Source organism: Mucilaginibacter sp. MD40, assembly GCF_002288635.1.
Taxonomy (GTDB): domain Bacteria; phylum Bacteroidota; class Bacteroidia; order Sphingobacteriales; family Sphingobacteriaceae; genus Mucilaginibacter.
Genome location: NZ_NRSW01000001.1, coordinates 2055756 through 2076257, shown reverse-complemented (window position 1 = coordinate 2076257; position 20502 = coordinate 2055756). Strand labels below are relative to the sequence as shown.

Below are 20502 nucleotides of genomic sequence, written 5' to 3'. Positions count from 1 at the left end.
AAACGGTGTAACCGCAGGGTCTCCGGTCCTGCGGTTATACCTGCTATTCGTTTAAATTTAATATCTCTTTTATATCAGTAATGATCTTGTTGGCCAGGTTATCCGCAATAGTTTCTGAGTTCCCTTCAGAATAAATACGGATAATAGGCTCTGTGTTTGAGCGGCGCAGGTGTACCCACTCCTTATCAAACTCGATCTTTAAACCATCAATAGTACTGTGCGGCTGTTTCTGGTACTTATCTTTCACCTTTACCAGCAATGCGTCGATATCCATCTCCGGCGTTAACGTAATTTTATTTTTAGAAATAAAATAGCCCGGGTAAGAGCTTCTTAAAACCGATACCGGCTTGCCATATTTGGCCAGGTGGGTAAGGAACAGCGCTATACCAACCAAGGCGTCGCGGCCGTAATGCAGTTCGGGATAAATTACCCCGCCGTTGCCTTCGCCGCCTATGATGGCGTTCACCTCTTTCATTTTGTTTACCACGTTTACCTCCCCTACAGCAGCCGCGTGATACGCTGCGCCGTGCTTTTCAGTTACATCGCGCAGGGCACGGGTTGATGACAGGTTTGATACCGTGTTACCTTTGGTATTCGCCAGCACATAATCTGCTACGGCTACCAACGTATATTCTTCGCCGAACATGCTGCCATCCTCGCAAACAAAGCAAAGGCGATCCACATCCGGGTCAACGGCAATACCCAGGTCGGCTTTAGTTTTCAGCACTTCTTTTGACAATGCTACCAGGTTCTCGGGTAGTGGCTCCGGATTATGCGGAAAATGACCGTCAGGCTCGCAGTATAATTCATGTATAGTTTCTACACCAAGCGCCTTTAACAGGGCCGGTACAAAAATGCCTCCGGTTGAATTAACGCAATCGATAGCTATTTTAAAGTTCGCTTTCTTAACGGCTTCCACATCAACCAGCGGAAGGGCTAAAACCTTGTCAATATGTTTTTTCAGGTAACTATCATCATGGGTATGTTTACCCAGGTCGTTTACATCAGCATAAATAAAATCGCTGTTTTCGGCTATGTCCAGTACTTCCTTGCCATCGGTATCACTAATGAATTCGCCTTTCTCGTTAAGGAGCTTAAGGGCGTTCCACTGCTTGGGGTTGTGGCTGGCGGTAAGGATAATACCTCCTGCTGCCTGCTCATCGGGCACGGCTACTTCAACGGTTGGTGTAGTAGAAAGGCCAAGGTCAACCACATCAATACCCAAACCCTGTAAAGTACCTATCACCAGGTTATTCACCATACTGCCAGACAAGCGGGCATCGCGGCCTACCACTATTTTTTTAATGCCGGTACGTTTAACCGCCCAACTGCCGTATGCAGATGTGAATTTAACAATGTCTAACGGGGTGAGGCCGTCGCCAGCGGCTCCGCCGATGGTACCCCTAATGCCTGAGATTGATTTTATGAGTGTCAAAGTATATAGATGTTTGGCGCAAAAATAGCAATATTTGCGCTAAGCGAGTATAAAATTCATATATATTTGGCAAGGTATAACGCGCTGTATCAGCCTATATTTCATAGCTAAATGCCCGATTTTCTGCTACATCTGGACCGGCACCTGTTCTACGTGATCAACCACGATTGGGCTAACCCGTTTTTTGACGCGGTGCTGCCCGTGATGCGTAACGCCCGTTTCTGGATACCGCTATATGTTTTCATCATTGGTTTTAGCCTGTGGCGATACAAGAAACGTGGGGCCGTGCTGATCCTTTTCCTGGCGCTTGCCGTTGGCTTTGCCGATTTTACCAGCGCGAGCATAATAAAACCCTCGGTGCACCGCTTGCGCCCCTGCCGCGACCCTCACACCAGCGCATCCGTTATTAGCCGCGTACCTTGCGGAACGGGGTATAGTTTCCCCTCTACGCATGCTACCGACCATTTTGCCATCGCTATTTTCTTAGGGATTGTATTTTATAAAAGGTATAAATGGGTGCTCCCTGTACTGATATTTTGGGCTGCCCTGATCTCGGTGGCACAGGTATATGTTGGGGTTCATTTCCCGGTTGATGTTACCGCAGGAGCTATCTACGGGAGTTTGGCGGGGTGGCTGTTTGCTTATGGATTTAGGGTGGCCGCAGCTAAGTACTTTCAGCAGGAGCAATTGTAACATTTACTCGCCCCGGCTTTGCCTTCGGCTCATTGCCCCTCTTTAATGCGCAAAGAGGGTGGAAAATATAACACTATGTAATTAAGAGCGATAGCCCGATAATCTCAGAACAAAGCTAATGTTATTGCTTTGTCGCTCATCCTCGCAATAACATGGATTTTTAGTTGGTGTCAGGAAGAAAAGTAAGTTTTGAGTTTTAAATTTTGACTTTTGACTTAAAACCTACCCTCTCATCTTATCCAGCAGATCGCTGAGCAGGCCTGCCTCCTCCTCGGTAAGGTGTTGTTTAAAAAGGTCTTTTGTTTTAAAATCAATATCCATTTTTTTGAGGATAGCCAGCCCCTCTTCGCTGATGCGGATATCTACGGCGCGGCGATCGCGGGAGTTGGTGCAGCGCGATACCAACCCTTTTTGCACCAAACGATCGACAATGCGTGAAGCGTCAGACATTTTATCTACCATGCGCTCTTTTAAGAGGTTTACAGTAGCCGGCTTGGGGTATTGGCCGCGCAATATGCGCAGGATATTAAATTGCTGCTGGGTGAGGTTGTGCTTTTCAAAAGCGGGCCGCATATAGTTGTTGAGCCAGCCTGAGGTGTAGGCCAGGTTAACTACCGCTTTATGGTAATTATCCTCAAAGTTGGTGCTTTTTATATCTTCCTCTATTCCCATGGTATAAGAAATTAATTACAAATATAATCTATTTATTTTTTACATCGCTCTGTGGCTTAGGCCTTCCGTAATGCCACGGGCAATGCAGGCACTTATTTTTACAGCAATATCCTCGCTTTAAATGGTATTCTTTAGTGAATACAAAGTTGCCATCGGCATTTATGTAATAGTCTATATTCTCCTGCAGCATTATGCCATTATCTTCACAAAAATATCGTTTTCAAAATGCTTTTTTAGCTGGCGCCCGTCGCCGTGCAGGGTCCATATCTGTTGCGGCTGCACATGGTTTACCATTTGCAATATATCGTTCCAGTCTACATGGTCTGATATGAACAGCGTGTCCTGCTCATTAGCCTGCAGGTTTTTCCAGCCCGATGCAAACAGCCTCTTTACGCCTGTTGCCCGCAAATAGCTATCAAAAGTAAAAGGCGGCACAAGGTAAATATACTCCTTTTGCTCCTTCATCAGCTTACGGTTATAGAGTTGGTGCGCACCCAAATCATAACCCAGGCTTTTGTAAACCGCATTTATTGGCATTATACGGTGGTGCACTAAAATGATTTTTTGAGGTACGTATCTATTAATCAGGCTGATAAGCCGCTGGCTTTTCCCCAGCCCGTAAGCCCCCAGCAGGATATTTACCTTAATATCCGCCAGTTTTTTGATCTCGGTTACCGGATCGGGGTGCTGCGTGGCCGGGTCAGCAAAGGTACTTTCGGTGATCAGCACATTGGCCTGCGTAAATTCAATGGGTTCGCAGGTATCATCGGCCTGTAGTTTATAATCACCGGTGTAGAGGTATCTGACGCCTTTATATTCCATTAACACCTGTGCTGAGCCAGGCATATGCCCCGCGGAAATAAAAGTGAGCTGCACGCCGCCAATGGTAAATGGCTCGTGATAAGGTATCGTATAACTTACTTTAAAAGCATTCTTCCCATAACGCAGCTGCATAAAAGCCAGGGTTGGAGCGGTGGCATACACATTTTTATTACCGCTAACAGCATGGTCGGCATGGGCGTGGGAAATTACGGCCTGGCTCACCGGCTGTTGCGGGTCGAGGTAAAAATCTGCGTAACGGCAATACAGGCCATTGGCTGTAAGAGTTATAAAATCGTCTAAAATCATTGAGCTTTAGCGAGCGATAAGTATAATTGATGCAGTTGCAATACCTGCGGAATTACCAGTTGGGTATCATCATTTACAATGATATCATCAGCGAGTTGCTCTTTTTTCTCCTGCGGGTACTGGCGGCTTTCGCGTTTTTGAACTTCCTGCTCGGTTACCCCGTCGCGCTGTATTACCCGTTCCATACGTGTTTCTAACGGGGCTGTTACCAACAGGCTGCGGTCGCATTTTTTATATGAACCGCTTTCAAACAAAATCGCGGCTTCTTTTAAAACATACGGCGCATGTTCTTGCTTTTCTACCCAGGCATCAAACGCCCTGAAAACAGCAGGGTGCACCAGTTCATTAAGCCGTTTAAGCTTATCCTCATCGTTAAAAACAATGTTGCCTATATACTTGCGGTTAAGCGAGCCGTCGGCAAAATACGCCTCGTTCCCAAAAGCCTCTTTTATACCGCTTATGAGTAATTGGTCATCGGTCATTACTTTTTTAGCGGCATCGTCGGCATAAAATACCGGTATGCCCAACACCTCAAATACCTTGCAAACGGTGGTTTTTCCACTGCCTATATTACCGGTTATCCCTACTTTAAACATTTATTTTTTTATGATAAAATCAATTACCCGAGGCTCTATCTTGGTTACCTTACTGAAGGACGGCATACGGGTTATTTTTACCGGCAGGTTATGATAGCCGTACTGCTCCCATAACGAAAGATCGACCACAGCTTCAAAGTCATCCTCGTTCATATCTGGGTAATCGGTAAGCGAGGTAGTAAACGTCACCTTAATTTTCTGCGGAAAAATTTTCACATCATAATAGTGATGGTTGTTGATCACCTTAACAGGTATTTCAAGCGTTTTCTCGGTATACTCGTCTACCGGTATATGTACCGATACCGATTTAGGAATAATGGACAGGTTGCCCTCCTTTACCTCATGCAGCGCCACCCGGCGGGTAAAATCCTCATTAACATCAGTAAGTTTAACGGTATCGGTCTTCCATACCTTGATATTGCCAATGGTTTCAGCCGGGCCGCTAATGGTTACATATTGCGGCCTTATGGCCACATTGCCCGATTGCGCGAACTGTTTCTGGTAACTGATATTGGCCACCAATGCCACAGGCACCTTTTTGATAATGCGGTTGCTGAAATCAAAATACAAGGTATCGGGGTTAATAGCGATGATCTCGTGGTTAAGATCTTTTTTGGCGTTTATTTGCTTAAGCTGCTGACTAAGTACAACGTAGTTCTTACTCTCCAGTGTATGAAGATCAATATTAACGGGCTTGTTGTTGTAGGAGCCTTTAGCAAATAACATTTGCCAGCCCGTTCCCTGCACAATGGTGGTCACGGTATCAGACTGCAAAGGATAAAACGCCCTTTTTTGCGGTAGGTTTTTATAACTGATAGCCTGCTTTACCGTAAACTTGTAGGTATTGGATAAAGCTGTAAACAGCCATGCACACGCGGCAAATACCAGGCAGGTTATAAAAACCGATAACCGCCTCCTTTCCATTGCCGATAGTTTGATGATGGCCATTTTTTCTTTACGAGATAAAAGCAGAAAGCGAAAAGCTGAAAGCAGTAACGCATCAGCTTTTCGCTTCTAATATAGTGAATTAAGCTATAAGCCTATTTAAGCTTTTAGCTTTACGCTTTAAGCCTACAGCTTATTTAGCAGGGGTATTTAACGCTTTTGAAGCATCCAGCGATATAGCTGATTTATCAAAACGTATGCGCGCGCCGTTCTCTACTTCAATTAAAAAAGTAGTTTCGGCAACTTCATATATCCTGCCATGTATACCGGCGCTGGTAATTACCCGATCGCCTTTTTTAAGTTCATCTACGTATTTTTTCTGGTCTTTTTGTTTTTTAACCTGCGGGCGGATCATAAAGAAATAAAATACCACGGCAATCAAACCAAACATGATTAGATTTTGGGTTCCCATTCCGCCGGCCTGTAATAAAATTGTACTTATCATTTAAATTAATTATTGAGTATTTAATAGTTTAGGCAGCTTGCAAGCAAATAACAAGCCCCTATTTTTACTGTAGACTTTTACTTAGCAACAACTTCGCCAATCAAATGCACCATGGTTTGGGCAGGGTTAGTATTAGCTGTAATAGTGATCTGTTTATCCTGCAGTCCCATTTTGGCAGCGCTGTTAAAGGTTACCTTTATTTCGCCCGGTGCACCCGGAGCAATGGGTGTTGCAGGCCACTCCGGCTTGGTACAGCCGCAGGTGGCCACCGCGTCTTTAACAATAAGCGGCGATTTGCCTTTATTAATGAACTTAAAGGCATAAGTTACTTTTTCGCCCTCTTTTATCTTACCAAAATCGTGCGTATCATTCTCAAACTTCATTACCGGCGCGTTGGTAGCGCTTACATTACTGGTATCAGCAGTAGCGGTGTTTGCCGGGGCTGTACCGTTTCCTTGCTGGTTGCAGGCGGTAAATAACATACCGGCAACTGCTGCAACTACAACTAATTTCTTCATCGTGTTTGGTTAATATTATTCAATTAATCCCCTGCCAGATTTACGTACTTTATTCTGTGCTTTTAATTCAAAAAGTATCTTATCTAAAATACCGTTAATAAACGAGTTACTTTTAGGCGTACTAAACTCTTTTGATATCTCCAGGTACTCGTTAATAGTAACCTTTACCGGGATAGATGTAAAGTTAATAAACTCTACAATAGCCATTTTCATTAGCAAGGTATCCATCATGGCAATACGATCAGGTTCCCAGTTCTGTGTTTTTTCAGCTATCAGTTCCTGATACTCGGCATCATGGCGTATGGTTTGCTCAAATAGGTTTACCACAAAATCGCGGTCTTCAACCCAATTACTGCTGATCTCTGCCAGTTTGTTTTCGGCAAAATTTTCCGAAGCGAAATTTTTGAAGGTTTTGGCGATCAGCGCCTGCAGTACCTCTTTATCTGTAGGCCAGTAAATAAATTTATCTTCAAATACCTGCTCGGCAAGTGATGATTTCAGGATCACTTTCTTGAAGATGAATTTAATAATATCCTTATCCGTTTGGATGGTATCATCGGTTTTAGCCAGGTATTCGGCATATTCCGGTGAGTTTTTTAGTGTAGTGAAGAGCGATTTGGCTAATTCGGGGTCAAAAGACCAGTCAACCTTATATTTACGGATACCATTCAGATAATCCTTATTGTCTAATACCGAAAGGTAAAACCGGTTAGTCAGTATTTTTTGGTTAACGTTAAGGTCTTCGGCTGTTGGGCGGTGTTTGTTGGCCCTTTCTTCCGCATCGCGGGATACATACTCAATGGTCTCGTTAATAAGCGAGAGCATCCAGATGTACATTTCAAAAACCTGATCGATACTGTTTAACAGGTTTTTTTCGAATAATTTGATGTCTTTAGTGTCCGACTGGTGGTACGCGTAAAGCGATTGTAACACTTTTACCCTAAGGTGCCTTCTGTTTAGCATTTTTGTAAGAACGATTTATAGCCTGCGTCTTGCGGCCGTAATGATATATTTAATAGGTTGATTTTACTTTTCTAATATCTGCAATGCGTTTTTCAGCAATTTTGTTTGCCGCTTCAATGGTAGAAATATTTTCTGCCTTTGAAAGTTTTAAAACATTCCGGGTGGCCTCATAAATATTTTCGGTAAGCTGCATGGTACGGCGCTTACTAAAGCCCTGCAACTCCGAATAACAGTTAATGATACCGCCCGCGTTAATAACGTAATCCGGGGCAAATAGTATACCCTTATCTAAAAGCATTTTCCCATGCTCATCTTCGTCCTGCAACTGGTTATTGGCCGAACCCGCGATAATGCCCACCTTAAGCTTGCTGATGGTTTGCGAGTTTATGGTTGCTCCCAGGGCGCAGGGTGAGTAGATATCCGCGTCGATATCAAATATCGAATTGTTTGATACCGCTTCCGCACCATATTTTTTTGATACCTGGCGTGTGCGCTCGTCATTAATATCACTTACGTAAACCTTGGCATTCTCCTCGCGCAGCAGTTTTACCAGGGTTTCGCCAACGTGGCCTATGCCCTGCACAATTACCGAGCGGCCGGTGATGGTATCATTACCGTACATTTCCTTTACAGCCGCCTTAATACCCATTAATACACCTTTTGCAGCTACAGGAGCCGGGTCACCGCTACCACCCAAACTTTCGGGGATGCCGGTAACGTGTTCCGTTTCCATACGGATATATTCCATATCGCGTGGGCTGGTGCCCACATCTTCTGAAGTAATAAATTCGCCGTTTAGGTTTTTAATATAGCGCCCAAACTTGCGCATCATGGCCTCAGTCTTATCACGGCGCGAATCGCCAATGATCACTGAATACCCCCCGCCCATGTTTAGGCCGGCAATAGCGCATTTGTAAGTCATGCTTTTTGATAAGCGCAAAACGTCATATAACGCCTCGGCTTCGGAGCGGTAAGTCCACATGCGGGTACTGCCAAAAGCAGGGCCTAAAGTAGTATCATGTATAGCAATGATGCCTTTTAAGCCGGTATCTGTATCGCTGCAGAACACCACTTTTTTATGCCCATAAGCATCGAGCTGACTAAAAATACTATCGTTTGTTTGCTGAGCGGACATTCGTATCTGCAAGTGTTGATAAATCTTTGTAAAAGTAGCGGTTTTTTTGGTTGCAGCAAGTTATTTGTAACTCCCCCCTGCCCCTCTCTACTGCGCAAAGAGGGGAGTTTGCTTTAAGTGTCTTTCTTTTATCCTCTTTGCGCAGCAGAGAGGTCGGCCAGCGAAGCGGTGCCGGGGTGAGTCATGCGTAATTAATTAAATCAATTGGCAGCACACGGTTGTTGCTTCATTTCGTACTTTTGATACGCGCATGAAAGACCTCGCTTACCTCAATAAATTTTTCTACAAATACCGCTGGCGACTTGTTCCGGGCATCCTGTTCGTTATTATTTCCAACATATTTGCTGTATTACCGGCCCAGGTTATTCGCGTGGCGTTTGACCTCGTAACCGAAAATATAGGCGTTTATCAATTATTTTCAGGCTTTAACCGCCAGGAGATGATCTATGATATCTTCGGCTCCAGCTTGCTGCTTTTTGGCGTACTGGTATTGGTGCTGGCTTTATTAAGGGGGCTTTTTCTGTTCTTTATGCGGCAAACCATTATCCTGATGTCGCGGCATATTGAGTTTGATCTTAAGAACGAGATATACGCGCACTACCAGGTGCTGTCGCTTGCCTTTTACCGCCGCCACAATACCGGTGACCTCATGAACCGCGTTACCGAAGATGTAAGTCGCGTACGCATGTACCTTGGCCCCGGCATCATGTACTCCATTAACACCGTTATACTATTTGTGCTGGTGATATATGCCATGCTGATGGTAAATGTAAGGCTTGCCATATTTTCGGTACTCCCTTTACCTGTGCTGGCGGTGATTATTTTTTATGTAAATACGATTATAGAGTACCGCAGCGAAAAGATACAGCAGCGCCTCTCGGCCCTGTCCAGCTTTGTACAGGAAAATTTTTCGGGCATCAGGGTGATCCGCTCGTATGTGCGCGAAGGTTTTGTAAGGAAACGCTTTGCCGATGAAAGCGAAGATTATCGCTCACAAAGCATGGCTTTAGCTAAGGTGCAAGCGGTATTTTTTCCATCGATGCTGCTGTTGATAGGGCTTAGCAATGTGATCACCATGTACATTGGCGGTGTTGAAGTAATGAAAGGCAATATTACACCGGGTAACATAGCCGAGTTTATTGTTTACCTTAATATGCTGGCCTTCCCGGTAATATCACTGGGGTGGGTAACTTCGCTTATACAAAGAGCAGCCGCTTCGCAAAAACGTATCAACGAGTTCCTGCACCAGGAACCAGAGATCACCTCTCCCAGCCGTGCTACTCACCAGGTACAAGGTAAGCTGGAGTTTAATAATGTTACCTTTAACTATCCGGATACAGGCATTACCGCGCTAAAAGAGGTTTCATTTACCGTAAAAGCAGGCGAAATGCTGGCTATTATTGGTCGCACAGGTTCTGGGAAATCCACCATCGCCAACCTTATTATGCGGATGTATGATGTAAGCGAGGGCAGTATTACTGTTGATGATGAGCGTATTGATACCCTTAACCTTAACAACTATCGCTCGCAGTTAGGTTTTGTACCGCAGGAAGTTTTCCTGTTTTCTGATAAGATATCGCATAACATCGCTTTCAGCGCCGATGTGCTGGATATGCCTGCCGTTGAACAGGCGGCCCGCGATGCCGCCGTATACAGCAATATTATGGAATTGGAGCAGGGTTTCGATACCCTTATAGGCGAGCGTGGGGTAACCCTCTCAGGCGGGCAAAAACAGCGTGTGAGCATAGCCAGGGCCATTGTAAAACAACCGCAGATATTAATATTTGATGATTGCCTTTCGGCGGTTGATACGCGTACGGAGGAAGAAATATTAAGTAACCTGGGGCGGGTTATGCAGGGCAAAACCAGTATTATTATCTCGCACCGCATATCTACCATTAAAAATGCCGACCAGATATTGGTTCTTGACGAAGGCCGGATCATTGAGCGCGGTACCCATGCCGAATTGATGGATTTTAAAGGCGCTTATTTCGAATTATACGAGAAACAACTGCTTGAAGAAGAGGAAAAGATGTAACCTATACAGAAAATTAGCGTAAAAGTTTTAATAAATATATACTAAATGCTATTACACCCTTGCAATTGAAACACTTTTGTATATATTTAGGGCACCAAAACTATTACACTAAGCAAATTTATGGGAGATTTTGACAACAGAGAGCGCGAAGAAGTTTACTCAAAAAAGGTAAGAGCCGGTAAAAGAACTTATTTTTTTGACGTTAAAGCCACCAGGGGTAATGATTATTATGTAACCATTACCGAAAGCAAAAAACGTTTGGAGGATGGTGTGTTTATTAAGCATAAGATATTTTTATACAAAGAGGACTTTGAAAAATTTGCCGAAGGTTTAAAAGACACGGTTGATTACATCAAACAACACCAGGAAGTGGTTGAGAAACGCTACGAGTTTAGCGAGAACACCGAAACTGCCGGCGCCGATGAAGACTTTTCTTTTTAAGAACTAACTGTAAATCTATAATAACAATAAACCCCGCCTGAAAAGGACGGGGTTTTATTTTTAATGTCTTTTTCGATATTACTTGTTCATCATAGATGCGGCGCCAATGCCAGCAAATATGGAAAAGATAAATATCAGCACCATTAACACAATATAAATAATGGTGATAATGCCCCACATCTGGAAGAATGCTTTAAGCTTACTTAACGCGCTGGTTAACTGCTCGGTATTACTGTAAGCGATAGCATCCTTTACGCGGCTGCCAAACTGGTATAAATACAGCGCAAAGAAGAAACTTACTACTGCCAGCAACAGGTAAAAAACTGTTACCAGGCTACCCATACCAGCCGCGGCACCCATCATAGGGTTCATAGTAGCCATGGTGGTAAAAATGGTACCCATAAATAAAGCCGCAATAGCTAAGAAGCCGGTACCAATAAAGCCCATGATACCCAGGAAGCTGGCCCATTTACCGGCCTTTTGTAAATAAAACTGCGCCGTTTCCGTTAAGATCATGTTCGGCTCAGGCGTTGGCGCAACCGCCGGTGGAATGTTTTCGTTGATTTCCATTGTGTTCAGGTGTTAAATTATTTTCTTTAAAGATATAAATTACGCCAATGTGAACAACAAAAAATGCTAAAAAAGCAATGATACGGCTCATTACGTTCTACAACAGCACGCCTTTCATAAACATAACAGCTACGCTGAAATAGATGATCAGCCCGGTTACGTCAACCAGTGTAGCCACAAATGGAGCGGAAGAAGTTGCAGGGTCAAACTTTAGTTTCTTTAGCAACAACGGTAGCATGGAACCTGATAATGACCCCCAAAGCACCACACCTATAAGCGAAAAACCAACCGTAAAGCCTACCAGAAGCCAGTGAGGGCCGTAAACGTGGCTAAACATGCTCCATACCGCCACACGTAAAAAACCTATGGTACCCAGGGTTACGCCCAGCATAAGGCCCGACAATATTTCGCGCCGCATTACCCGCCACCAATCTGCTATGGTTACTTCGCCTAAAGCCATGGCCTGTATTATAAGGGTTGATGCCTGCGAACCGCTGTTACCACCACTTGATATGATGAGCGGTACAAAGAAGGCCAGCACTACTACTTTCTCTATTTCATCGCCAAAATAACCCATGGCAGTAGTGGTAAGCATCTCACTAAAGAATAATATGATGAGCCAGCCTACCCTTTTCTTTACCAGCCTGAATAGGTTGATATCCAGGTAGGGTTCATCCAATGCCTCAGTACCACCAATTTTCTGGATGTCTTCGGTATATTCTTCGTTGGCTATCCAAAGGATATCGTCAACCGTTACTATACCTAAAAGTATGTTCTCACTATCCACAACCGGCAACGCCGTGCGGTTATTCATTCTGAACACGTTGATCGCCTCTTCCTGAGGGTCGCTGGCGCGCAGGGATATCGAGCGCCCGTCCATCAGTTCGCTTACTTTAGTTTCCGGGTCAACCAGTAATATCTCACGGATACGGATATCGTCCAGTAACACGCCGTTATCCCCTATCACATATATCACGTCGATAGTTTCAGAATTTTTACCGTAGCGGCGTATGTGCGCCAACACCCGGCTTACATCCCAGCTCTTTCTAACGGCAATATAATCGGGCGTCATTAAACGGCCAACGCTATCCTCCTCGTAACCTAAAAGTACAAGGGCCTCTTTCCTATCGGCCGGAGACAGGTGCAAAATAAGGGTTTTAACGGCATCGCCATGCAGCTCGGCAAAAAGCGCCGTACGATCATCGGGCGGCAGTTCGTTTATCAGCTCACTTATTTTATTACCCGGAAGTTTTTTGATAATACGCTCCTGCGTAGGGAAATCAAGAATACGGAAAACATTCACCGCACGGTTTATATTGAGCGTTTCAATAAACTTGGCGCCGTGCTCAGGTAATTCATCAATAAGGCTTTCAACGTCGGAGATATTTAAGTTGTTCAAATATTCCTGTAACTGTTTATGATCACTTTGTTCCAGTAACAATTCTACCTGCTCAACCATCTCTTCCATACGCTTATCAATTTTACATGTTAATACCTGTTTACCTACGGTTTTTCCGCCCGCAAAAGTCGTTTATTTTTTCAAATTTCAAGGCATTTTTTCTGTTATCTTTGCGCTTTTAAAAGAGGCAGGAAAACAAGAATCAGGAGACAAGATTCTTTTCTTGATTCCTGACTCTTGAAATCTTGATTCAAAAAATAAACAATGGGTTTACAATGTGGTATAGTAGGTTTGCCAAACGTGGGTAAGTCTACACTTTTTAACTGTTTATCAAATGCTAAGGCGCAGGCGGCTAACTTTCCGTTTTGTACTATTGAGCCAAATGTTGGCGTAATCACCGTGCCGGATGAGCGCCTTACCAAGCTGGTTGAGATCGTAAATCCAAAAAACACTGTTCCCAACGTTATCGAAATTGTGGACATTGCCGGCCTTGTTAAAGGTGCCAGCAAGGGCGAAGGTCTGGGAAACCAGTTCCTGGGCAACATACGTGCTACCAATGCCATCATCCACGTTTTACGCTGTTTTGATAACGATAACGTGATACACGTAGATGGTTCTGTTGACCCTATCCGCGATAAAGAGATCATTGATACCGAACTGCAATTGAAAGACCTTGAATCTATCGAAAAGAAGATACAAAAGGTAGAGAAGATGGCTAAAACCGGCGGCGATAAAGAAGCTAAAAAAGCTTACGAAGTGGCGCTGGTGTACCGCGAGCACTTGCTTTCGGGTAAATCTGCACGTACGGCCCCGGTTGCTGATGAGGATAAAGAATACATTGAAGACCTGCACCTGCTCACTGCCAAACCAGTGTTATACGTTTGTAATGTTGACGAAAGCGCAGTAAACACAGGCAACGCCTACGTAGAAAAAGTACGTGAGGCTGTTAAAGACGAAAATGCCGAAGTATTGATCATCTCCGCGCAGATAGAATCAGAGATCTCGCAGCTGGAAACTTTTGAGGAGCGCCAGATGTTTTTGGACGACCTGGGCCTGGCCGAATCTGGCGTGAACAAGCTGATAAAAGCCGCATACAAGTTGCTTAACCTGGCTACCTACTTTACTGCAGGGGTACAGGAAGTACGCGCCTGGACCATCACCCGGGGCTTTACCGCGCCACAAGCTGCGGGCGTTATCCACTCCGATTTTGAGAAAGGCTTTATCCGCGCCGAAGTAATTAAATACGAAGATTTTGTAAAATATAATGGCTCTGAGGCCGCTATTAAAGAAGCGGGCAAAATGGGCATTGAGGGTAAAACATACATTGTGCAGGATGGCGACATTATGCACTTTAGGTTTAACGTGTAAGCGATCAAACCCTGATGCAAAATAAAATAGAAACGTCCTCATTGGGGCTTTTCTATTAATAAAGAAAGGTGTTATTTCGAGCGAAAGCAAGGTGAAATGACAGAAAAGTATAAAAAGAAAAGCCCCAGTTTGGGGCTTTTCTTTTTATTACCGTACCACGTTTATCGAAACGAAGCACTGCTTTTAATTTATGTAAACGACGGGAGTTTTACCTTTCATTTTCAGGAAAATCCGCACCGAGGGTAAGATCCTTATAAGCTTCAAAGTTTTGTTTGAGCATATCGAGCTTTTCGTTAGCCAGATCAAGGGCTATTTTACCCAACAATAAACGCAACTTGGTGTCGCCATCTTCAACAGCATCAATAATGGCTTGTGAGCCTCGTACAGGGTCGCCCACTTGTTTGCCGCTGCCCTCAAGGCTGGTAGCCATGCGTTTACCAACGGTATCTTTATAATCATCCAACTGCGTTTCGGTTCGTGCCGTAGAGCGCCCGGCCCAATCCGTACGGAAAGGCCCGGGTTCAACCAGTAAAACTTTTATACCCAGCGGTGCTACCTCTTGCGACAGTGATTCTGACAAGCCCTCAACAGCAAATTTAGTGGCATGATAAAAACCTGTTGATGTAAACGCACGCAAACCACCTATGGATGAGAAATTAACGATGTGGCCTTTGCGCCTTTCGCGCATATGGGGCAATACAGCTTGCGTCATGCTAACCAGTCCAAAAAAATTAGTTTCAAACTGGTCGCGTATTTTCTCCTCCTCCCCTTCCTCAATACTGGTAAAATAGCCGTATCCTGCATTATTCACCAACACATCTATCTTCCCGAATCTATCGAGTGTTTGTTTAACCGCATCATTCACCTGTGCGTTGTCGGTAACATCGAGTTTTAATACAAGGGCATTATCTTCATGGCCATTGGCAAGGTCTTTTATTTTCTCGGGATCACGTGCTGTAATTACGGTATGATAACCTTTATCTAATAACAATTTGGCAAGCTCGCGGCCAAAGCCGGTGGAACAACCGGTGATAAACCACACAGGTGCATTTCTATTTTCCATGGTTGATGATATTTATAATTTAAACCCATCTCGCCTGTTAAGGGTTTTATATAATAGCGCTGTTTTTGTCAGCAGGGTATCATAAACCTGATAAAACCATTAATTTAGAAATTCAATCGGTCATAAATCTCGTTAGTTATAAAACACCCATAATATTATTAAACCATGATAAAAAAAATTGCTCTATTTATTTTTACCATATTATTTGCTGCGTCGGCATTTGCTGGCAATAAGCCTGTTGCTAAAGCCCCTGCTGCAAAGCTCGACACCGCCACATTTGCCACCGGTTGCTTTTGGTGTACCGAAGCTAAATTTCAGCAATTACGTGGCGTTAAAAGCGTAACATCTGGCTTTACAGGCGGGAAAACGCCACACCCAAGTTACGAGCAGGTTTGTACCGGCAATACCGGGCACGCCGAGGCTTGTAATATTGTTTACGATCCATCGGTTATCAGCTACGACGAATTGCTCGAAGCTTTTTTTGTAGCGCATGACCCTACCCAGCTTAACCGCCAGGGTAATGATGTGGGTACGCAGTATCGTTCGGCTATATTTTACCATAACGCCGCCCAAAAACAAAAGGCCGACTACTATATTGGTAAGCTTAATGCCGAAAAGGTGTACAAAAGTAAGATTGTTACCCAGGTGGCTCCATACACTGTTTTTTACAAGGCCGAAAACTACCACCAAAACTATTATAACCTTAACGGTAGCCAGCCTTATTGTAAATATGTGATACAACCCGAGCTGGAGAAATTTAAAAAAGTGTTTAAAAACAAATTAAAAAGCTAAATGAAACGCACCATCATGATACTGGCCGTTTGCCTGGGCTTCACCGTGGCATCGGCACAAAACCTTAAGAGCAACAAGGGGCATGCAAATAACCCTTACTATTCTAATACCGATACCCGGCATTTGAATGTTTCAAATGCCGAATGGAAAAAGATACTACCGCCTGCGCTTTATGCTACTGCGCGTGAGGCCGCTACCGAACGCCCGTTTACCGGAAAATTTTGGAACGCAACTACTAAAGGCACATACTACTGCGCAGTATGCGGTAACAAACTTTTCCGCTCGGATGCTAAATTCGCGAGCGACTGCGGATGGCCAAGCTTTTTTGAAACGGTACGTAAGGACGCGGTAAAATATAAAGAAGACCATACCTATGGTATGGACCGCACTGAGGTGCTTTGCGCCCGTTGCGACTCGCACCTGGGGCATATTTTTGACGATGGCCCAAAGCCTACCGGTAAACGCTATTGCATGAACTCTATAGCCCTTGATTTTGAGCCTGACGGGTTAGGGAAGTAAATAATTTTCCATCGTTTTTGCGCTGAAAGAGTTTTACATAATAAAGGTCCTCTCCGATTGGAGAGGACCTTTATTTATTGGCTCACCCCGACTTCGCCTCCGGCTTGTCGGCCCTCTCTGCTGCTCAAAGAGGATGAGGATATTTACTACTTCTTATTACCCTCTTTTCGCAAAGCGAAGAAAGGGTGGTTGAGCAATTGCGATGACCTGGTGAGTACTAACAAAAGCGCCCGCTACTTGCGTAACGGGCGTTTTGATTAAATTAAGTATAAAGAACGAGTGATAAAAAATCCGTTAGAAAGCGTATCTTAAACCAAACTGCATTTGCCAGCGTGAAGCAAACAGATCAACTGAATATGGTAGTCCAGGATCGGCAAATGTGTATTTAGGATACGTTGTGGCAACATTACCAAATGTTGGCGTAGCTGCCTTAGTTAAACCAATACTTGCGGTTGAGTTGAAAGTATTAGCTGAGAAATAGTACTGGCCCCATTTCTTGTTCAACAAGTTGGTAAGGTTAACAATGTCATAGGTAAAGGTAATTACCTGTTTGTGTTTACCGCTACCAAATTTAAAGTCCTGCGCGAAACGGAAATCCAATTGGTTGTTCCACGGAGTGAAAGCCGCATTGCGCTGTGTAAAGTTACCACGGCGTGATGACAAATACTTATTGTTATCAATAAAGCCATCAAAGGCAGCTGCCTGTTGTGCGGCAGTTTGTGCCGGTGCTGTAGCGGTAGCTGCTATATCGCTGAAGAAATTAACTGTTTCGCCTTTTTTGGGTATGTAAGCCAAGCTAACTTGCTGGCCGGTACCATCAATTGCGCTTGGGTAGAAACCGTAAGTATACGGGTTACCAGATTGTGCACTAAAGAAGAAGCTGAAGTTAGCTACCAGGTTGTGGGCGGCATCCCAATCGTGCCTAAAGTTAACTGTTGAAACAATACGGTTACGGATATCAAAGTTTGAATTAGCCAGGCCAGGGTTATTAGGGTTAAGCGCCTGGTTCAACTGCCAGTTTGACTCCATTGAGTTACGTATACCGTTGGTAACATCTTTTGAGTGGCCATAGGTATAGGCAACCATAAAGCTCAACGCATTCATAGGATTAAATTGCGTGTTCTTAGATACCTGTGCTGTTACACTATAACGATAGCCCTGACTGGTATTTGATAACAGGTAAGCATTCGTATACAGCGGATTAATCTTCTGGTTAACGAAAATAGGCTGTTGTTTTTGCGTATCGTAAGGATAATAAGCTACGCTATCTTTTGTATTTACCTGCTGGAATTTTAAGTCATGAATAACTTTGGTGTAGATACCTTCCAAAGTAAATTTCCACTGATCTTGGGTATTGTAATCAACGGCTAAACTACTTCTCCATACCTGAGGCATTTTAAATTTATTGTCAATAAGGTCAACCTGAGTTGCACCGGCAGCATTGGTAATGTTAACACCTCTGTCTTGTGCTGCTTGTGCACCACCGTTGGCCGGAGCCTTAACAATGGTTGGGCCTGCTGCAGGCGGGTTACCATCATAAGCACCATAGGTAACACCGTTATTGTAAAAGGCGTAACCAAACCATGCAAACGGAACACGACCGGTAAATAAGCCGCTACCACCACGTAAAATAACACTCTGGTCGCCGTTTATATCATAGTTGAATGATACACGCGGGTTAAATTCGTAGTTATTAAGGTAGTTTTGTTTAATATCCCTTGGCTTGGTATAAGTAAAGGTATTACCGTAGTTAAGGTCAACCGGAGCGTTAGTAGTTTTAGTACTTAATGGCTGTTTGTCAGGCACGTTAGCGTAATCAACACGCAGGGCCGCTGTTAATTTAAAGTTGTCTGTTAGTTGTATTTCGTCCTGGCCGTATAAGCTTAACAGGTTTACTTTAAATTGTGCAGATGGATTAGCTAAAATATAATCACGGGTATTATTTGTGTAATTATAGTTAGCACGTATACGTGAAGGTTTATCAGCTAAGAAATCCGCAACACTTTTGAATGCATCACGACCGTTCCAGGAGTTAACAAAGTTATAGGTAATGTTATAAAACTCATTGTGAGTACCAAAGGTAAAATTGTGTTTACCTTTAGTCCAGGTAAGGTTATCAGTAAACTCAGCGGTTTTCTGGCGCATATCAAAAATAGCTGCCTCACGGTCGGTACCCAGGAAGATAGTTGTACCAGGAGTTCTGCCGGTGATCTCTATTTGTGGCAACGCAGGGTTTGAATTAGGGTCACGATAATCATGAACATTTGAGTAACCTAACACTAAACTATTGTTTACAGAATTTGATAATCTCGATTTTAACTCGGCAACGGTTGATGTTGAGTTATTATGCGAGGTGTAATCAATACCACCGAAACGGAAGTTTTGCTGATCGCGCTCCAGGTTGGTGGCAGTTGAGCTGATAGTATTGTTACGAAGGGTTAACTGGTTATTGTCATTAATGTTCCAATCTAAACGATTGAAGAACTTGTTTGACCTTGAGAAGATGCTGGTATTTTGGTAAGTACCTGCGTCAAAACCGGCAGCAGCAAATTTCGCTGATATAGCTTGAGCGTCAGCTAAAGATAAGATCTGGGTTGAGCCTGTGCCATCTGCACCGCGAATTACAGGATCTTGTCTACGAGCTATCTCCTCATTGGTGAAGAAGAATAATTTGTTTTTGATGATAGGCAAACCTAAACGGATACCGGTTTGATAATCGTGGAAAGAGCTTGGCAGTTTAGAACCATCGCCACCTGCAGCTGCTGAAGCGTTATTGGGGCCTACCAGGAAAGCGCCGCGGCCGTAACCATAAATAGCGCCGCTTACATCGTTTGTACCGCTACGAGTTACCGCATTAATACTACCGCCCAGTACGTTACCAATTTTAATATCATAAGGAGCAACCAACACTTGTATATCCTGTATCGCGTCTAATGATATAGGGCTGGTACGTGTACTGCTACCTACCTGGCCAGACGCATTGCTTTGACCACCCAATGAAGGGCTAAAGCCGATAGCATCATTGTTGATGGCACCATCAAGAGTTACGTTATTGTAACGGAAGTTAGTACCCTGGAATGAGTTATTGTTACTTTGAGGGGTTGTACGGGTAAGATCTTGTAAGCTACGGTTAATAGTAGGCATATTGCGGATCTGGCTTTGGCTGATGCGTGTGCTGGCGCCGGTTTTGGTGCCGCCCGCGCTGGCGGTTACCCTCACCTCTTTAAGGTTAGTGGTAGCATCAGTAAGCTTGAAATTGAATGTAGCGCTACCCAGGCTAAGGGTAACATCCGTACGCTCGTCTTTGTTAGAACCTACAAAGGTGGCGCTAATGGTGTAAGGGCCACCCGGGTTAATGTTAGGGATGGTGTAGCGGCCATCGGCATTGGTTTGCGAGCCGTAGCGGGTACCGGTGCTGTTATTAACAACAGATACGGTTACACCAGGCATAGCAACACCTTTCTGATCTACAACCTTACCACTAATTGTGGCCGTTGTGATCTGCGCGTTGGCTGCAACGGCAAAAAACAGTGCTAAGATAATAAGGTAAAACTTTTTCATTTCTTGGGGTTATTTTTCTAACCACAAAAGTCCCCTGTCAATGTTAAGAGTTGGTTACCAAAAGATTAGAATGGCATTAGAAAGAGATTAGAAAAAATACCTAAAGAACTAATTTTCAGTTATTTAAACATTTAAATATGTTATTTCAATGTTAAGCAAACATTTAATAATGTTAAGCAAACGTTACAAACGTAAAAAGCCACGCTCTGGGCGTGGCTTTT

The 20502-nt window shown here is 44.0% G+C and carries 20 protein-coding genes; 6 read left to right on the top strand and 14 right to left on the bottom strand.

Annotation, left to right across the window (positions count from 1 at the left end; translation table 11 throughout):
* Window positions 1–43 precede the first annotated feature (43 nt).
* A complete protein-coding gene (gene glmM / locus CKK33_RS09375; RefSeq protein WP_095703854.1) occupies window positions 44–1435 on the bottom strand; it encodes a phosphoglucosamine mutase in 1392 nt (463 codons plus the stop codon).
* A 111-nt stretch (window positions 1436–1546) separates the two neighbouring features.
* On the opposite strand from glmM, the gene CKK33_RS09370 reads away from it, so the two are divergent.
* Window positions 1547–2128, top strand: a complete 582-nt coding sequence (locus CKK33_RS09370) for a phosphatase PAP2 family protein (protein WP_095703853.1) — start codon at window positions 1547–1549, stop codon at window positions 2126–2128.
* A gap of 222 nt (window positions 2129–2350) precedes the next feature.
* Here the strand turns inward: CKK33_RS09370 and CKK33_RS09365 are convergent, their stop codons facing one another.
* The 9 genes from CKK33_RS09365 to CKK33_RS09330 all read right to left on the bottom strand — a co-directional run bounded on the left by CKK33_RS09365 (window position 2351) and on the right by CKK33_RS09330 (window position 8530).
* Window positions 2351–2800, bottom strand: a complete 450-nt coding sequence (locus tag CKK33_RS09365; protein ID WP_095703852.1) for a MarR family winged helix-turn-helix transcriptional regulator — start codon at window positions 2798–2800, stop codon at window positions 2351–2353.
* A 28-nt stretch (window positions 2801–2828) separates the two neighbouring features.
* A complete protein-coding gene (locus tag CKK33_RS19490; RefSeq protein ID WP_158223417.1) occupies window positions 2829–2990 on the bottom strand; it encodes a DUF5522 domain-containing protein in 162 nt (53 codons plus the stop codon).
* On the bottom strand, window positions 2990–3928 hold the full coding sequence (locus CKK33_RS09360) for an MBL fold metallo-hydrolase (RefSeq protein WP_095703851.1): 939 nt from the start codon (window positions 3926–3928) through the stop codon (window positions 2990–2992). Before CKK33_RS09360 ends, CKK33_RS19490 begins: the two co-directional genes overlap by 1 nt.
* Window positions 3925–4524 (bottom strand): dephospho-CoA kinase, encoded by a 600-nt coding sequence (coaE, locus tag CKK33_RS09355; protein ID WP_095703850.1) that lies wholly within the window; start codon window positions 4522–4524, stop codon window positions 3925–3927. The genes CKK33_RS09360 and coaE overlap by 4 nt, the downstream gene beginning before the upstream one ends.
* On the bottom strand, window positions 4525–5472 hold the full coding sequence (locus CKK33_RS09350; protein WP_095703849.1) for a YbbR-like domain-containing protein: 948 nt from the start codon (window positions 5470–5472) through the stop codon (window positions 4525–4527). It abuts the gene before it with no gap.
* 130 nt (window positions 5473–5602) lie between these two features.
* Window positions 5603–5914, bottom strand: a complete 312-nt coding sequence (gene yajC, locus CKK33_RS09345; RefSeq protein ID WP_095703848.1) for a preprotein translocase subunit YajC — start codon at window positions 5912–5914, stop codon at window positions 5603–5605.
* Window positions 5915–5991: 77 nt separating this feature from the next.
* The gene (locus CKK33_RS09340) at window positions 5992–6432 is read right to left on the bottom strand and encodes a DUF1573 domain-containing protein (protein WP_095703847.1); all 441 of its coding nucleotides are present in this window, start codon (window positions 6430–6432) and stop codon (window positions 5992–5994) included.
* A 15-nt stretch (window positions 6433–6447) separates the two neighbouring features.
* Window positions 6448–7395: a transcription antitermination factor NusB gene (nusB, locus tag CKK33_RS09335; RefSeq protein WP_095703846.1), complete on the bottom strand. Its 948-nt coding sequence runs from the start codon at window positions 7393–7395 to the stop codon at window positions 6448–6450.
* 49 nt (window positions 7396–7444) lie between these two features.
* Window positions 7445–8530, bottom strand: coding sequence for a Glu/Leu/Phe/Val dehydrogenase (locus CKK33_RS09330; protein ID WP_095703845.1), 1086 nt, complete (start codon window positions 8528–8530; stop codon window positions 7445–7447).
* 250 nt (window positions 8531–8780) lie between these two features.
* On the opposite strand from CKK33_RS09330, the gene CKK33_RS09325 reads away from it, so the two are divergent.
* Window positions 8781–10568 carry an ABC transporter ATP-binding protein gene (locus tag CKK33_RS09325; protein WP_095703844.1) on the top strand — a complete coding sequence of 596 codons (1788 nt, stop codon included), beginning with the start codon at window positions 8781–8783 and terminating at the stop codon, window positions 10566–10568.
* A gap of 120 nt (window positions 10569–10688) precedes the next feature.
* On the top strand, window positions 10689–11009 hold the full coding sequence (locus tag CKK33_RS09320; RefSeq protein ID WP_095703843.1) for a DUF3276 family protein: 321 nt from the start codon (window positions 10689–10691) through the stop codon (window positions 11007–11009).
* Window positions 11010–11087: 78 nt separating this feature from the next.
* Here the strand turns inward: CKK33_RS09320 and CKK33_RS09315 are convergent, their stop codons facing one another.
* Entirely contained in the window at window positions 11088–11579 is a 492-nt protein-coding gene (locus CKK33_RS09315; RefSeq protein ID WP_095703842.1) for a DUF5362 family protein, read from the bottom strand.
* A 97-nt stretch (window positions 11580–11676) separates the two neighbouring features.
* Entirely contained in the window at window positions 11677–13047 is a 1371-nt protein-coding gene (gene mgtE, locus CKK33_RS09310) for a magnesium transporter (RefSeq protein ID WP_095703841.1), read from the bottom strand.
* Between the two features lie 195 nt (window positions 13048–13242).
* On the opposite strand from mgtE, the gene ychF reads away from it, so the two are divergent.
* Window positions 13243–14346: a redox-regulated ATPase YchF gene (gene ychF, locus CKK33_RS09305; protein WP_095703840.1), complete on the top strand. Its 1104-nt coding sequence runs from the start codon at window positions 13243–13245 to the stop codon at window positions 14344–14346.
* A 208-nt stretch (window positions 14347–14554) separates the two neighbouring features.
* Here the strand turns inward: ychF and CKK33_RS09300 are convergent, their stop codons facing one another.
* On the bottom strand, window positions 14555–15409 hold the full coding sequence (locus CKK33_RS09300; protein WP_095703839.1) for an oxidoreductase: 855 nt from the start codon (window positions 15407–15409) through the stop codon (window positions 14555–14557).
* Between the two features lie 165 nt (window positions 15410–15574).
* Here CKK33_RS09300 and msrA point away from each other — a divergent pair, with 165 nt between their 5' ends.
* Complete coding sequence (gene msrA / locus CKK33_RS09295) at window positions 15575–16201, top strand: peptide-methionine (S)-S-oxide reductase MsrA (protein WP_095703838.1); 627 nt, start codon at window positions 15575–15577, stop codon at window positions 16199–16201.
* Window positions 16202–16720 (top strand): peptide-methionine (R)-S-oxide reductase MsrB, encoded by a 519-nt coding sequence (msrB, locus tag CKK33_RS09290; RefSeq protein ID WP_095703837.1) that lies wholly within the window; start codon window positions 16202–16204, stop codon window positions 16718–16720.
* A 294-nt stretch (window positions 16721–17014) separates the two neighbouring features.
* Here the strand turns inward: msrB and CKK33_RS09285 are convergent, their stop codons facing one another.
* On the bottom strand, window positions 17015–20281 hold the full coding sequence (locus CKK33_RS09285) for a TonB-dependent receptor (protein ID WP_095703836.1): 3267 nt from the start codon (window positions 20279–20281) through the stop codon (window positions 17015–17017).
* Window positions 20282–20502 lie beyond the last annotated feature (221 nt).

Bases quoted from the DNA above. Each gene is read 5' to 3' on its own strand.
- CKK33_RS09370 (WP_095703853.1), top strand. From the start codon at position 1,547: ATGCCCGATTTTCTGCTACATCTGGACCGGCACCTGTTCTACGTGATC.
- CKK33_RS09365 (WP_095703852.1), bottom strand. From the start codon at position 2,800: ATGGGAATAGAGGAAGATATAAAAAGCACCAACTTTGAGGATAATTAC.
- CKK33_RS19490 (WP_158223417.1), bottom strand. From the start codon at position 2,990: ATGCTGCAGGAGAATATAGACTATTACATAAATGCCGATGGCAACTTT.
- CKK33_RS09360 (WP_095703851.1), bottom strand. From the start codon at position 3,928: ATGATTTTAGACGATTTTATAACTCTTACAGCCAATGGCCTGTATTGC.
- coaE (WP_095703850.1), bottom strand. From the start codon at position 4,524: ATGTTTAAAGTAGGGATAACCGGTAATATAGGCAGTGGAAAAACCACC.
- CKK33_RS09350 (WP_095703849.1), bottom strand. From the start codon at position 5,472: ATGGCCATCATCAAACTATCGGCAATGGAAAGGAGGCGGTTATCGGTT.
- yajC (WP_095703848.1), bottom strand. From the start codon at position 5,914: ATGATAAGTACAATTTTATTACAGGCCGGCGGAATGGGAACCCAAAAT.
- CKK33_RS09340 (WP_095703847.1), bottom strand. From the start codon at position 6,432: ATGAAGAAATTAGTTGTAGTTGCAGCAGTTGCCGGTATGTTATTTACC.
- nusB (WP_095703846.1), bottom strand. From the start codon at position 7,395: ATGCTAAACAGAAGGCACCTTAGGGTAAAAGTGTTACAATCGCTTTAC.
- CKK33_RS09330 (WP_095703845.1), bottom strand. From the start codon at position 8,530: ATGTCCGCTCAGCAAACAAACGATAGTATTTTTAGTCAGCTCGATGCT.
- CKK33_RS09325 (WP_095703844.1), top strand. From the start codon at position 8,781: ATGAAAGACCTCGCTTACCTCAATAAATTTTTCTACAAATACCGCTGG.
- CKK33_RS09320 (WP_095703843.1), top strand. From the start codon at position 10,689: ATGGGAGATTTTGACAACAGAGAGCGCGAAGAAGTTTACTCAAAAAAG.
- CKK33_RS09315 (WP_095703842.1), bottom strand. From the start codon at position 11,579: ATGGAAATCAACGAAAACATTCCACCGGCGGTTGCGCCAACGCCTGAG.
- mgtE (WP_095703841.1), bottom strand. From the start codon at position 13,047: ATGGAAGAGATGGTTGAGCAGGTAGAATTGTTACTGGAACAAAGTGAT.
- ychF (WP_095703840.1), top strand. From the start codon at position 13,243: ATGGGTTTACAATGTGGTATAGTAGGTTTGCCAAACGTGGGTAAGTCT.
- CKK33_RS09300 (WP_095703839.1), bottom strand. From the start codon at position 15,409: ATGGAAAATAGAAATGCACCTGTGTGGTTTATCACCGGTTGTTCCACC.
- msrA (WP_095703838.1), top strand. From the start codon at position 15,575: ATGATAAAAAAAATTGCTCTATTTATTTTTACCATATTATTTGCTGCG.
- msrB (WP_095703837.1), top strand. From the start codon at position 16,202: ATGAAACGCACCATCATGATACTGGCCGTTTGCCTGGGCTTCACCGTG.
- CKK33_RS09285 (WP_095703836.1), bottom strand. From the start codon at position 20,281: ATGAAAAAGTTTTACCTTATTATCTTAGCACTGTTTTTTGCCGTTGCA.